Origin of the sequence: Xanthomonas sp. fls2-241-TYG-148 (genome assembly GCF_030208815.1) — a bacterium.
Taxonomy (GTDB): domain Bacteria; phylum Pseudomonadota; class Gammaproteobacteria; order Xanthomonadales; family Xanthomonadaceae; genus Xanthomonas; species Xanthomonas campestris.
In genome coordinates this window covers 1-14,044 of sequence record NZ_JARVTE010000028.1, presented here as the reverse complement: position 1 = coordinate 14,044, position 14,044 = coordinate 1, and the positions used below count along the sequence as shown (strand labels likewise).

Sequence of the window (14,044 nt, the reverse complement as noted above, 5' to 3'; positions counted from 1 at the left end):
GTCGGCAGGCAGTGCCGACGCCGAGGCGCGGGGCACCGGTCAATGCGTAGGAGCGCCCTTGGGCGCGATGGGCATTCCCGGTGAAGCCCTATGGGCGTTTCCGGTAAAGCCCTCGCGACCAAGGTCGCTCCTACACAAGCGGTGTTAGCGAGATTGTTGGCCGATCGCGCGTGGTCGGGTCGCCGGAATGTCGTAGGAGCGCCCTTGGGCGCGAGGGCATTCCCGATAACGCCCGTCGCGCGCAGGATTAGCTCCTACGAGGTGGCCCATCGACGAACCCGCCTCATCAGTCACCACGGCGAAGGCCGGCTGACCACAAACCCGTCTTATCAATCGACGGGCCTGGGTCAGCTAATGGTGCCCGCGAGCTTCAACCGAGTGATTCCAAGCGCCCGGCTCAGCTAATGGTGCCGACCAGCTTCAACCGCTTGTCTTCCGGCACCTCGCTATACGCCAGCACCGACAGGCTCGGCACGCTGTGGCGGACCAGGCGGGCCAGGGCGGCACGCACCTGGCCGGGCACCAGCACCACCGCCGGTTCGTTGCGGGCTTCCTGCTTGCCGACGCACTCGGCCAGGCTCTGGTGCAGGCGTTCGGCCAGGCCCGGTTCCAGCGCCACGCCGTTGCCATGGGTGGATTCCTGCAGCACGCGCTCCAACTGCGGGGCCAGGGTGAACACCGGCAGCTCGGCCGACATGCCGGCGATTTCCTGCACGATGAACCGGCCCAGCGAGGTGCGCACCGCGGCGGTGAGGGCGGCCGGGTCCTGGCTGTGCGGGGCGTGCTCGACCAGGGCTTCGACGATCTTGCGCAGCTGGCGCACCGGGATGCGTTCGATCAGCAGGTTTTGCAGCACGCGCACCACCACCGACAGCGGCAGCGCCTTCGGGGTGAGATCTTCGACCATCTTCGGCGCGGTCTTGCCCAGGGTGGCCAGCAACTGCTGCACTTCTTCGTGGCCGAGCAGCTCCGGGGCGTGTTCGCGGATCAGGTGCGACAGGTGGGTGGCGACCACGGTGGCCGGGTCGACCACGGTGTAGCCCATCGATTCGGCATAGGCGCGCTGATGCGGCTGGATCCAGGTGGCATCCAGGCCGAACGCCGGGTCCTTGCCGGGAATGCCATCCAGCTGGCCGAGCGCACCGCCCGGGTCCAGGGCCAGTTCGCGGTCGGGGTAGATCTCGGCGGTGGCCACCGGCACGCCGTGCACCAGCAGCCGGTAGGCGTTGGCTGAGAGCTCCAGGTTGTCGCGGATGTGCACCGGCGGCACCAGGAAGCCGATGTCTTGGGTGAGCTTGCGGCGCACGCCCTTGATACGCGCCATCAGTTCGCCGCCCTGGTTCTTGTCCACCAGCGGAATCAGGCGGTAGCCCACTTCCAGGCCCAGCGGGTCGATCGGGCGCAGTTCGTCCCAGCTCAGCTCGGCGCTGGCGGCGGCGGCCGTTGCGGCAGCGGCGGCCTTCGGGTCGGTCGCGGCTTCGCCGGTGGGGGCGACCACCAGGCTGCGCTTGTACATTTTCCAGGCGATCACGCCCAGGATCAGGCCAAGCGTCAAAAACGCGACGTTCGGCATGCCGGGCACCAGGCCGACCAGGCCCAGGATGGCCGCGGCCACCGCCAATGCGCGGTGCTGGCCGAAGACCTGGCTGATCATGGCGCCGCGCATGTCCTGCGCCCGCGAGGCGCGGGTCACCAGCAAGGCGACCGAGGACGAGACCAGCAGGGCCGGCAGCTGCGCCACCAGGCCGTCACCGATGGACAGCAGCGTGTAGGTGGACGCGGCATCGATGAAGGACATGTTGTGCTGGAGCATGCCCACCGCCATGCCGCCGATGAGGTTGATGAACAGGATCAGGATGGCGGCGATGGCGTCGCCGCGGATGAACTTGTTGGCACCGTCCATTGCGCCGTAGAAGTCGGCTTCCTCGCGGACCTCTTCGCGGCGGGCCTTGGCTTCCTCACGCGTCAGCAAACCGGCGTTGAGGTCGGCGTCGATGGCCATCTGCTTGCCGGGCATGGCGTCCAGGATGAAGCGGGCGGTCACTTCCGACACGCGCCCGGCACCCTTGGTGATAACCACGAAGTTGATGATGGTCAGGATCGCGAACACCACGATGCCCACGGCGTAGTTGCCGCCGATCACGAACTGGCCGAAGGCCTCGATCACCTTGCCGGCCGCGGCGTGGCCGTCCTGGCCGTTGATCAGGATCACGCGGCTGGAGGCGACGTTCAGCGCCAGCCGCAGCATCGTGGTCATCAGCAGCACGATCGGGAAAATGGTGAATTCCAGCGGGCGCTGCACATAGACCACCGCCAGCAGCACCATCAGCGAGATGGCGATATTGAAGGTGAACAGCGCATCCAGCACCGGCGCGGCCAGCGGCACCATCAGCATGGCCAGCATGGCCATCAGCGCCAGCGGGGCGCCCAGGCCGTTGCGCAGCAGCTCCATCACGCGGCGGGCATTCATCGGGGCGGGTTGGGCGCTCATGCGCTGGCCCCCTTACCGAACTCATCCACCTCGAGCGGCGGCAGATCCGGCATCGGGCCGCCGTTCCAGCCGCGTAGCTGGTAGACGTAGGACAACACCTGTGCAACCACCGAATAGAGTCTCACGGGAATTTCCTTGCCGAGTTGGGCTTCCCTATACAAGGCGCGTGCCAAAGGCGGCGCGGTGACGATCGCCACCCGGTGCTGCTCGCAGGCTTCGCGGATGCGGAAGGCCATTTCGTCCACGCCCTTGGCCACCACGACCGGGGCGCGCATCTTGCCGCCTTCGTACTTCAGCGCCACCGCGTAGTGGGTGGGATTCATCAGCACCACGTCGGCGGTGGGCAGCGCCTCCATCATCCGGCGCTGCGACATCTGCATCTGCATCTGGCGGATGCGGCCCTTCACTTCCGGGCTGCCTTCGCTTTCCTTCATCTCGCGCTTGATCTCCTCGCGCGTCATCTTCAGCTTCCGCAGCCAGTTCCACTTCTGGTACGGCGCGTCGAAGGCGGCCAGCAGCACCAGCGCGCCGGCGGTGTAGAACAGCAGGCTCTTGGTGAAGTCCAGCCCGTTGCCCACGGCCTGTTCCAGCGGCTGGTTCACCAGCGAGCGCAGCCCGTGCAGGCCCTTGGAGATACAGAGGCTGGCCGCCAGGCCCACGAACAGCAGGCGCAGGATCGACTTGACCAGCTCGGCCAGGCTGTTGCTGCCCCACATGCGCTTGATCCCGTTCATGGGATTGAGCTTGTTGAGGTCGGGCATGATCGCCTTGCCGGAAAAGTGCAGGCCGCTCATCAGCAGCGGGCCGACCAGCCCGGCCGCCAGGCAGATGCCGATCAGCGGCACCATCACCCAAAGCAGTTGCAGCAGCAGGTCGCCGAAGTGGCCGAACAAGGCCATCGGGTTCTCGCGCATCTTCGGGTCGGGGCTCAGCGCGGTCTTCATCCAGACACTGGCGCCGTCGCCGATGCCGCGCGCCATCAGCATCAGCGCGAACACGCCGGTACCGAACACCGCGGCGGTGGACAACTCGCGCGATTGCGGGATGTTGCCTTGCTCGCGGGCTTCGCGCAGGCGTTTTTCGGTGGGTAGTTCGGTGCGTTCGCCGCCGTCTTCGGACTCGGACATTGGGGGGCCGTTGACTGGATTGGCCTTGCGTCATGCAAGTGGTGTTCCTTAAAACGGGAATGGGGATTCGGGAATCGGGAATCGCAAGAGCGGGGGGCTGCGCGCTGGGCGATTGCGGGAGGGCGGAGAGGGCGGGAATAGGCAAAGCCGGGTAGCAGACGCCTGCTAGGTTGCGCTGGCCGGGCAAGCGGCGGTGGTGCGTTTTACGCCGGATGGCTGGGAGCGTGCATGGTCTAGATCGGGGCGCCTGGCGATGCCAACCATGTGGGTGTGCTGTTGGGTGGTTCGGTGTGCGTTGGCGGCCGGATGCTGGGAGCGCAAACGATTGGGCTGGGCCAAGGGATCGATTGGCCTGCATGGGGCTGACGGGGCTGACGGAGGGAGGGCGTCAGGTTGCCGGCGTTGGGCTGCGTACGCGCAAGGTGCGGGCTTGCGCCTGCGGAACTTTCACCTGCAGCCTTGGGGCTCAGCTGGCGCGGCGGCGTTCGCCATCGCGCTGGGCGACGACCAGGGCGATGAAGCGGTCCGGTTCCATCGGCCGGCCCAGCAGGTAGCCCTGCAGTTGGTCGCAGCCCAGGCGTTCTAGCGTGTTGCGCTGGGCGGGGGTCTCCACGCCTTCGGCCACCACCTGCAGGCGCATGGTGTGGGCCAGGGCGACCACCGCGGCGACGATGGCGATGTCTTCCGGGCCGCTGTCCATGGCCTGCACGAAGCTGCGGTCGATCTTGAGCTCGTGGGCGGGCAGCTTGCGCAGGTAGAGCAGGTTGGAATAGCCGGTACCGAAGTCGTCGATGGCGATCCGCACGCCCAGGTCGGTGAGCTGGCCCAGCGTGCGCAGGCAGGCGTCGGCGTCGCGCATGGCCATGGTTTCGGTGATCTCCAGGGTCAGCTGGCCGGGCGCGATGGCGTGCGCGGCCAGGGTGGCGGCCACTTCCGCCGGCAGGCTGGGCGAGGCCAGCTGGGTGGCGGAGAGATTCACCGCCACGCGCCAGTCGCCGTGCCCAGCATCGCGCCAGGCGCGCATCTGCCGGCAGGCTTCTTCCAGCACCCATTTGCCGAGCGGGCCGATCATGCCGCTGCGCTCGGCCAAGGGGATGAAGCTGTCGGGCGGCACCATGCCGCGTTCGGGGTGCAGCCAGCGGATCAATGCCTCCGCACCCAGGGGGCGGCCGTCTTCGGCGCAGTACTTGGGCTGGTAGTGCAGGGCGAACTGGCCCAGCTCCAGCGCGCGCGGCAGATCCTGCAGCAACTGCAGGCGCTCGCGGGTGGTGCCGGTCATCGAGCGATCAAAGAAGCTGTAGCGGTTGCGACCGGCCTGCTTGGCGTGGCCCATGGCGGCATCGGCGTGGGTCATCAGCTGGTGCTCGCTGCCGGCATCTTCCGGATACAGCGCAATGCCCACGCTGCTGCTGAGGCGCAACTCGTGCTCGCCCACCAAAAACGGCAACGCCAGCGCCTGCACCAGATGCCCGGCGATGGCGGCGGCGTCTTCCGGGTCGGCGATGTCGGCCACCAGCACGAATTCGTCCGCGCCCAGCCGTGCCAGGCTGCCGTGCGCGCGCCGATGCGCGCCCAGCCGCTGTGCCACGGCGATCAGCAGTTGGTCGCCGAGCTGATGCCCGTAGCCGTCGTTGACCGCCTTGAAGCCGTCCAGGTCGATCAGCATCACCGCAAAGCGCTGCCCGTCGCGCTGGCCGCGCTCGATGCTTTGCAGCACGTGCTCATGCAGCAGCACGCGGTTGGGCAGGCGGGTCAGCGGGTCGTGCAGGGCGGCCAGCACCAGTTCTTGGTTGGCCTGCGCCAGCGATTGCGCCAGCACGTCGGTGCGTTGCTGGAAGCGGCGCGACAGCACCGAGATCACCAGCGCCAGCCCCAGCAAGCCCAAGGTGACCGCCGCCACCACCGAGGCCAGCCACGACAGCGGCAGCTGCGCGCCGATCCCGGCCGCGCCGCAGATGCTGCCGGGCGCAAATTGCGCGGCAGCCATGCCGGTGTAGTGCATGCCCACGATGGCCACGCCCATGATCATGGCGGCGACCACGCGCAGGCTGTAGCGGCGGCCGTCGTGGCGCAGCTGGAAGGCGATCCACAACGCTGCAGCCGAGGCACCGATGGCGATCGCCACCGAGACCGCGAACAGCAGCGGGTCATAGGTGATCTCCGGATCCATGCGCATCGCCGCCATGCCCATGTAGTGCATCAGCGCGATGCCCAGGCCCATCAGCAGCGCGCCCAGGCTCAAGCGGCGCCAGGGCAGGTCGGCGCGCGAGGTCAGCCACAGCGCCAACGCCGAGGCCAGGATCGCCACCAGCATCGAGTAAGCGGTCAACGCCAGGTCGTAGCCCAGCGGAATCGGCAGCTGGAATGCCAGCATGCCGACGAAATGCATCGACCAGATGCCGAACCCCATCGCGATGGCGCCGCCCACCAGCCACGCAGCCGCAATGCCGCCACGGCTGGCAGTCATGCGCGCGGCCAGATGCAGCGCGGTATACGAGGCCAGCACGGCCACCGCCAGCGACAGCAGCACCAGCGAAAGATTGTAAGTACCGACCACCCGTCCACATCCCGCGCCGACATCAACGCTTGCCCTGTGAGCTAACGACCCGCCGCGCCGCTTCTTGAGTGGATGCGGCGACGGGGTTCATGCAACCGAGCAGGCCGGGGTTTCCGGTTCGATCCGGTTGCGCCCCTGGCCCTTGGCGCGATACAGCGCCTCGTCGGCGCGGGCCAGCAGGGTTGGGGTGCTGTCGCCGCTGCGGAACCAGGCCACGCCGACCGAGCAGGTGACCCGCAATGGCCGCGCAATGCCGACCTCGTAGGGCGTGGCGCCGATCGCCTCATGGATGGCGCGCAGGCGGTGCTGGCTTTGTTGGGTCATGCCCGGCAGCAACAGCAGCAGTTCTTCGCCGCCATAGCGGCCCACCTTGTCGGAGTCGCGCAGGCAGTTGGTGAGCCGCGCGCCGACCTGCGCCAGCACGGCGTCGCCCACCAGGTGCCCGTGTTCATCGTTGACCAGCTTGAAGTGGTCCAGATCGATCAGCACCACCGCCAACGGGTGACCGGCGCTGGCGCACTGCTGCAGTTCTTCGGCCATGGCCTCCAGCACGCCGGAGCGGTTGAGCAGGCCGGTCAGCGCGTCATGGCTGGCCTTCAAGGCCAGCGCGGCGCGTGCGGTTTCCAGTTCGCGCTTCTCGCGCTCGAGTTGGTAGGTCCGTTCGGCCACCAGCTCGGCCAGCATACGTTCGCGCGCCACCAGATGGCGGTGACGCCAGCGCCACAGGCCGGCCAGCACGGCTGCACCGATCAGCACGTACAACGCGATGGCCGGCGGGCTGCGCCACCACAGCGGTGCCACCGCAAACGGCCAGTCGACGATGGGCGAGGCGGTGCGCCGGTAGCGGTCGAGCACCTGCACCTGCAGGCGGAAATGGCCCGAGGGCAGCGGTGGCTGGTCGATGGCCAGGTCGTTGGTCTGGATCCATTCGTCGTGCAGGCCGAGCAGGCGATAACGCACGCTCAGACGGCTGGGGTCGTCGTAGACCTGCAGGCTGGACAACGCCAGATGCAGTGGCTTGTCGTTCCAGGCCAGCAGCTGGCCGCGCTGCACCGGCACGCCGCCGCGGGTGACGCTGTCGATACGCACGCTGGGCTGCCGCTGGTCGAACAGCCGCGCCGGCGCGCGCACATGGCTGACACCGCGCGCGGTACCGATCCACACCGACCCATCGGGCTCTTCCAGGAACGCGGCTTCGGAGACATCGTCCCAGAGCAGGCCTTGCGACTGCGACAGATGCGACCAGCGCTGGCCGTCGTAGACCTCCACGCCGCCGGCGTGGCCCACCCAGATCCGCCCGGCGCTGTCCTCGCGCAGCAGGTACACGCCCGCTTCGCCCAGGGCCTCGTCGCTGACCGCCTGCAGGTCCAGCCCGGAGGGCTGCAACACGCCATGCCACACTCCAGGGCGATAGAACGCCAGCCAGACTTCGCCGCTGTCGGTGACGTGGAATTTGCTCACCCAGGGCTCGCCCGGCCCGCCGTTGACGCGGATCGAAATCTTGCGCCAGTGCGCTCCCTGCAGGCGGAACAGGCCATTGGCGCTGGACACCCACACACTGCCGTCGCCGCTTTGCTGGACATCGGTATAGGCAATCGCCGGCAAGTCGGCCACCCGGTGCAGGGGGCCGCCCTCCAGGGCCGTGTCGATGACGAACAGCCCGGCCACGCTCAGCGCCCAGAGCCGCCCCTGGCGGTCGAGCAGCAGGCGGCGCCCGGTGCGCGGCAGCTTGCCGACCTGGGCGCTGCGCCCATCCGGCCAGTCGCGCCGCACCGCGCCGGCGGAATTGAGGGTCCACACACTGCCGTCGGCAGAGCGCACCATGCTCACCACCTGGATGCCTGAACCCGGCAGTGCCGGTGCAAAGCGGCCATGCGGCACGGCCTGCCTGCCAACGCCGTGTTCGTTGCCGACCAGCAATGCGCCGTGCGCGTCGCGGGTGATCGACCAGGTGGGTGTCAGTGGCATGCCTTGCGAGGCGTCCCAGTTTTCGATCCATTCGTAGCCGGCCCAGCGCACCAGGCCTTCGCCATCGACGCTCATCCACACGTCGCCTTCGGCGTCGACCACCACCGCGTGGCTGCTGCCCTGCGGCAGCCCGTTGCCGGCATCGAAACTGCGCCAGTGGTCAGACTCCCAGCGCACCAGCCCGGCGTGGCTGCGCACCAGCACGCGGCCGCTGCGGTCCAGCACCAGTGGCGCTGGCTGGCCGACGGCGCGGCCATCGAGCACCGGCAGTGGCCGTACCGTGAAGCTGTGTGCGCCCGGTGCGCGGTACACGATCGTGCCCACGCCGCGGGCCCAGAGCCCACCTGCGCGGTCGCGCAACACGCTGTACCAACGGTCATCCGGCACGCCTTGCTGCGGGCCGTAGACCTGCACCTTGCGCTGCGCATCGATCGCACACAGCTGGCGCCCGCAGCCGGCCCACAAGGTGTCGCCATCCACCGACAGGCTCAGCACCTTGGACAGGTCCGGCACGCGCACCCGGGTTGCGGTGTCCAGCAGCGGTTCGCTATGCCAGCGTTCGCGCGCACGTGGCAACAGGCGCAGCAGGGTGCCGTTATTGGCCAGCACGGTGCCCCACGGCAGGCTGGCCAGCAGCACGCCGTCTTGCAGGTGGTTGATTTCAGTGGTGTCGAGCTTGCGAAATCCGCGCTCGTCGCCGACGAACAGGCTCTGGAAACCTGCTACCCACAAGCGCCCGTCGGGCGCTTCGCTCATCGACGAAATGGGCTCGTTGCGCAGGCCATCCAGTGGCGACTGCTGAAAATTGCGGCCATTGAAGCGATATAGCCCGGTTTCTGTGCACACCCACAGCAATGTGTTGCGGGTCTGCAGCAAGCAGGTGCCGGCCAGGCCGAGCAGGCCTTGATCGTGCGCATAGCGACGGATGGTGGCGGTCTGCGCACCGGCCAGTTCGGCAAACGCCAGCCACAGCAGTACCAACAGCAGCGCCACGCCTTTCGACGGACGCCGGCTTGGCGAAGTGCACTGGCGGTTCTCGAACCCCACGGGCGTTGCGCTCTCCCACGCAGCGGCAGGCGTCAAGGCCGGTGCATCATGCGCCGTACCTCACGGGTGCCATGGACGGCCGGTCGTGCAAGCCGCGTTACCACGCTAACGGCTGCAGTGACGGCTTTCTTTAACCGGCGTTGTCGGCGTTGCGTGCTGCATCACTGGCGTGCAGCTGCGGCGCAGCGTCGTATGCGATGCGGTTGCGGCCGTTGCGCTTGGCCAGATACAGCGCTGCGTCGGCGCGTGCGAGCAACTGTTCGACGCTGTCGCCGGGGTGCCGCCAGGCCACGCCGATCGAACAGGTGATCGGCAGCACGACCTCGCCTGTCGGGTAATCGCCGCAGATGCCGGCGTGCAGCGCGTCGAGGCGATGGGTTGCATCAGCGCCAAGGCCGGGCAGCAGCGCCAGCAATTCTTCGCCGCCATAGCGGCCGATCCGGTCGTTGCCACGCACCAGCGCATTCAAACGCTTGCCGACGCCCGCCAGCACCGCATCCCCGGCCAGATGGCCATGCTGGTCGTTGACCTGCTTGAAGTAGTCCAGGTCGATCAGCACCACCGCCAGCGGTTGCTCGCGCAGCGGCGCGCTGTCGAGCATGCCGCGGAGCGCTTCCAGAATGCCGGCGCGGTTGAGCAGGCCGGTCAATTCGTCATGCGTGGCCTTGTGCGTCAATGCCGCGCGCGCGGCTTCCAGGTCGCGCTTGTCCTGCTCGAGCTCGGCGGTGCGTTCGGCGATGAGATGTTCCAGCTCCTGCTTGCGCGCCAGCAACTTGCGCGTGCGCCAACGCAGCAGCGCCACCACGCCGCCGATGCCGGCCAGCACGTACGCCACGATGGCCAGCGCGCTGCGCCACCACGGTGGTCGCAGTGCGAACGCGAACTGCGCAATGGGGCTGACGCTGCGTTGGTAGGCGTCCAGCGCCTGCACTTCCAGCGTGTAGTTGCCCGGTGGCAGCAAGGGGTAGGTGATGTGGCTGAGCGAGGTGGTGGTCCAGCGTGCCTGGCGGCCTTCCACCCGGTAGCGGAAGCTGATGCGCTCCGGCCCGCCTTCCACACCGGGGGTACGCAGGTCGATCTCCAGCGGCGTCTCCGACCAGCCCACCGATGCATCCGCACGCAGGCTGCGCTCGCCGCGCTGCACCTGGGCGATTTCCACCCGCAATGGCGGTGCGGCAAACAGGCGGTCGGGCTGGCGCAGATGGCTCAGGCCGCGGCTGCTGCCGATCCAGATGCTGCCGTCGGTGTCTTCGAAGAACGCATTGGCCGACATGTCGTCCCACAGCAGCCCCTCGGCGCGGGTGATCCGCGACCAATGGCCGTGCTGATACAGATCCAGCCCCTGGCTGCTGCCCACCCACAGCCGGCCCTTGCGGTCGTGGCGCAGGATGAAGGGCATCACCTTTGAGACCAGCGGGTCGGTCACTGCCTGCAGCGCCACGCTGCCGTCGGGTTGCACACGCCCGTGCCACAGGCCGACCTCGCGCAGCGACACCCAGAGGTCGCCATCGGCGGCGAAGTCGAGCTGGAACATGTCCTGGCTGGGCAGATCGCCATGCACCGGCACCTGCACCCAGCGCGCGCCATCGTGGCGATACAGGCCATCGGCGGTGGCCGCCCACAGCCGGCCCTGCGCGTCGAGATCGAGATCGCCGATAAAGGTGCCGGCCAACGCGACATCGGGTGCCAGCGGGTAGGGGGCCTGGCTGCTGCCGTGGTAGATGCCGCGCGGCGTGGCCATCCACAGCGTGCCGCTGCGGTCGAAGACCAGTTTGTAGACCGGGCTCGGCAGGTCCATCACCCGGCGCGTCTGCCCGGTGATCGGATCGCGGCGCGCAATGGCCCCCGAAAAGAACGACACCCAGCCCGCGCCATCGGGCGCCACCGCAATGGCCAGCGCCTGTGGCAGCGGCTGGCCGTCGTGTTGCAGCCAGGGCTGCGCGCGCTGCGCCTGTGCCGGCAGCAGGCTGCCGCCGCCGTCCGCACCCACCGCCAGGGTGCCGTCGGGTAGCCGCTGGATGGCCCAGGTGGGCGCGGCGGCCATGCCCTGTGCTTCGGTCAGGTGTTCGATGCTGCCGTAGCCGAGCCAGCGCTGGATCCCCATGCCGCGCGTGCCGATCCACAAGGTGCCGGTGGATTGCTGCAGCAGCGGGCCCACCATCGCATCCAGGTGCAGACCCTGGTCGGCACCGATGGCCGTCCAGTGGTCATCCTGCCAACGCACCAGGCCATGGTCGGCACGCGTCAGCAGCCGGCCTTGCGGGTCTTCCACCATGGTGGTGGCGCCCGAGAGCGTGTTGAAGGTGGCTTGCGCGCTGGACGGATGCGAACGGAAACGCGCCTCGCCTGGCCCGCGCGAGATGATCAGGCCACCGCCACGCAACCACAGCCGGCCGGCACGGTCGCGAAAGATCACCCGCCAGCGCTTGGCCGGCACGCCTTCCTCGTCCGAGAGCACCTCCACCAGCGTGCCGTGCGCATCCAGCCTGCAGACAGTTGCCTCGCAGGCCACCCACAAATCGTTGCCATCGGCCAACAAGGCGCGGCGCGGCGGCAACACCGTGCCGTCGGCGGCGCGCAACGGCAGCGACTGCGCCTGCCAGCCGGTGACCGCAGCAGGGGTCAGCGCCAGCAGCGTGTTGTCGCTCACCACCGCCACGCCATTGCGGTAGGCCGCGATCACGTTGCCGGCATCGGCGCGGATCCGCTTGCCGTTGTACTGCACCTGCTCGAAGCGCTCGCCGATGCGGACGAACACGCCATTGGCGGTGGCCACCCACAGCCTTCCGGCGCGGTCCAGGGTCAGCGCACGGGTGTAGCGGGCATCGAGGCCTTGCTCGGCACCGACCGGGACGAAGCGATCGCGCTCGAAGCGGTGCAGCGCAGTTTCGGTGGCCACCCAGACCGCGCCGTTGCGGTCTTCGAGGATGCCGTTGACCGACATCCCCTGCAGGCCATCGGCCTGGTCGTATTCGCGAAAGCTGAAGGTCTGCGCATGCGCCGCACTTGCGGTGCCCAACAGGGCAACCACCAGCATGCAGACCGCCCGCAGCCACGGCCGAGCCTGCAGCGAACCGCGGCACGGGAGCAGCAGGGCGAGCAGGGCAGGCAGCGTGGGCATCGTTTCCCGTCGACGGAGGAAGGGCAGTGAACGCTGGCGATTGCCGCCATCAATCGTCCACCAGCATTGTCGGCCATGGCACCTAAAGCTTGAGGCCGGTCACGCTATCCTGTCAGTGCGCGCGCCGCATCGAACGCGCTGTCGAACAGCCGTTGCACTGGCGGTGCGAATTCGCTGGCGAAACTGGACAGCAAAAACAGCCCCAGCAACACCGTCAGCGGCAAGCCCAGCTGCATCGGATTCAACGCGGGCGCGGCCTTGGCGAGCGCACCAAAGGCCAGATTCACCGCCAGCATCGCCACCATCATCGGCAAGGCCAGGGTCAGCCCACCGCGTAGCACCTGCAGCAGCAAGGTGGGGGCCACTTCGGCAAACGCCGCCGCATCCGGCACCGCGGTGCCGATCGGCAAGGCCTTGTAGCTGTCCACCAGCAACGCGATCACCGCCAGGTGCCCATTGGCCGCGAAGAACAGCAGCCCGAAGCCGATGTAGAACCACTGCGCGATCACACCGGAGGTGACCCCGCGCAGCGGGTCGGACATTTGTGCAAACGACAGACCGGTGGCCTGCGACACCAGCTCGCCGGCCAGCGCACCGGCCTCGAAGATCAGCCGCAGCATGAAGCCCATGCTGGCTCCCACCGCCAGCTCGCGCGCAATGCTCAGCACCGCGGTGGCATTGAACCCGTCCCACTCCGGCACCGGCGGCAGGATCGGCGCCAGCGCCATCGCCAGGGTCCCGGTCAGCATGACCCGCACCCGCCCTGGCACCGCCCGCGTCCCGATCAACGGCATCGCAGTCAGCAGCGCACCGGTGCGCAGCATCGTCCACATGATCGCCCCGACCATCGCAAACGCGCGCTGGCCATCGATCACCATCTGGGTGGCGGCATCCATCAGCGCGTCCCGCTACCCGATCAGATGCGGAATGCGGTGGAACAACTCGATGGTGAACTCCACCAGATGTCCCAGCAGCATGCTGCCAGTCGCAAACAAGGTTGCAGTCAAGGCAACGGCCTTGGCGACAAAGCCGATGGTGGGCTCGTTCAACTGGGTGGCAGCCTGCACCACACCAATCACGACACCAACGACCAGCACCGCCAGCAGCATCGGTCCGGCAATCCACAAGACGGTGACCAGGCCACCACGCAATTCGGTCAGGGCGATTTCAGGGCTCATGGGAGTGCTGATGCAAGTGCGGTGCCAAAGGAGGGGATTGGGGAGGTGGGATTGGGGATTCGTTTGGAGCAGGGGGCTGAAGTGCCCGGTGCGGGCGCGCATCTTGGCTTCGCTGTTGCTAGCGGTTCTCGGCTCTTGCTTAGCTTTGCTGTTGCCTGGCTTTTGCTGTTCTGCTTCGGGGTCCCCCATACCGCAGCGGCAAGCCAGGTAGATACAACCCGCAGGGCGGCGCGCATGGATGCGCGACGTTTTTGTAAGGGACATGGATGTCCCTTACAAAAATTTCTGCCTGGCTTGCGTACCCGGAGCGCGCAGCGCGCAGGGGCGCGAGGACGGGTGTGTGTTTCTTTGGTTACTTTCTTTGCACAAGCAAAGAAGCGCTTTACAGCAGCCGAAGGCTGATCAAGTAACTCGACCCCCGCAGGGGGCCGAAAGCTCTGCACTTGCCTTGAAGTTCTTTGCTTGCTGCAGGCCAATAAATCGACAGCTTTCACGCCCTACGGGCGCGAGTCACTTTTCTTTGCTTGTGCAAAGAAAAGTAACCAAAAGAAAGCA

Annotated in this window: 7 protein-coding genes; all 7 read right to left on the bottom strand. The window is 67.7% G+C overall.

Translation table 11 applies throughout. The features are described 5' to 3' along the window. Positions 1-397 precede the first annotated feature (397 nt). Positions 398-2,470 (bottom strand): flagellar biosynthesis protein FlhA, encoded by a 2,073-nt coding sequence (flhA, locus tag QRM60_RS20670; protein ID WP_016945277.1) that lies wholly within the window; start codon positions 2,468-2,470, stop codon positions 398-400. A 17-nt stretch (positions 2,471-2,487) separates the two neighbouring features. Continuing rightward, positions 2,488-3,618 (bottom strand): flagellar biosynthesis protein FlhB, encoded by a 1,131-nt coding sequence (flhB, locus tag QRM60_RS20665; protein WP_012438331.1) that lies wholly within the window; start codon positions 3,616-3,618, stop codon positions 2,488-2,490. A 466-nt stretch (positions 3,619-4,084) separates the two neighbouring features. Further along, positions 4,085-6,175: a bifunctional diguanylate cyclase/phosphodiesterase gene (locus QRM60_RS20660; RefSeq protein WP_119959712.1), complete on the bottom strand. Its 2,091-nt coding sequence runs from the start codon at positions 6,173-6,175 to the stop codon at positions 4,085-4,087. Between the two features lie 87 nt (positions 6,176-6,262). Beyond that, entirely contained in the window at positions 6,263-9,190 is a 2,928-nt protein-coding gene (locus QRM60_RS20655; RefSeq protein ID WP_285446957.1) for a ligand-binding sensor domain-containing diguanylate cyclase, read from the bottom strand. A gap of 130 nt (positions 9,191-9,320) precedes the next feature. Beyond that, entirely contained in the window at positions 9,321-12,311 is a 2,991-nt protein-coding gene (locus tag QRM60_RS20650) for a ligand-binding sensor domain-containing diguanylate cyclase (RefSeq protein WP_285446947.1), read from the bottom strand. Positions 12,312-12,415: 104 nt separating this feature from the next. Then, the gene (gene fliR, locus QRM60_RS20645; RefSeq protein WP_011037080.1) at positions 12,416-13,207 is read right to left on the bottom strand and encodes a flagellar biosynthetic protein FliR; all 792 of its coding nucleotides are present in this window, start codon (positions 13,205-13,207) and stop codon (positions 12,416-12,418) included. Positions 13,208-13,219: 12 nt separating this feature from the next. Beyond that, positions 13,220-13,489: a flagellar biosynthetic protein FliQ gene (locus QRM60_RS20640; protein ID WP_011037081.1), complete on the bottom strand. Its 270-nt coding sequence runs from the start codon at positions 13,487-13,489 to the stop codon at positions 13,220-13,222. Positions 13,490-14,044 lie beyond the last annotated feature (555 nt).

What these genes read in the sequence shown, in the direction of transcription:
- flhA (WP_016945277.1), bottom strand. Translation starts at nt 2,470, where the DNA reads ATGAATGCCCGCCGCGTGATGGAGCTGCTGCGCAACGGCCTGGGCGCC.
- flhB (WP_012438331.1), bottom strand. Translation starts at nt 3,618, where the DNA reads ATGTCCGAGTCCGAAGACGGCGGCGAACGCACCGAACTACCCACCGAA.
- QRM60_RS20650 (WP_285446947.1), bottom strand. Translation starts at nt 12,311, where the DNA reads ATGCCCACGCTGCCTGCCCTGCTCGCCCTGCTGCTCCCGTGCCGCGGT.
- fliR (WP_011037080.1), bottom strand. Translation starts at nt 13,207, where the DNA reads ATGGATGCCGCCACCCAGATGGTGATCGATGGCCAGCGCGCGTTTGCG.
- QRM60_RS20640 (WP_011037081.1), bottom strand. Translation starts at nt 13,489, where the DNA reads ATGAGCCCTGAAATCGCCCTGACCGAATTGCGTGGTGGCCTGGTCACC.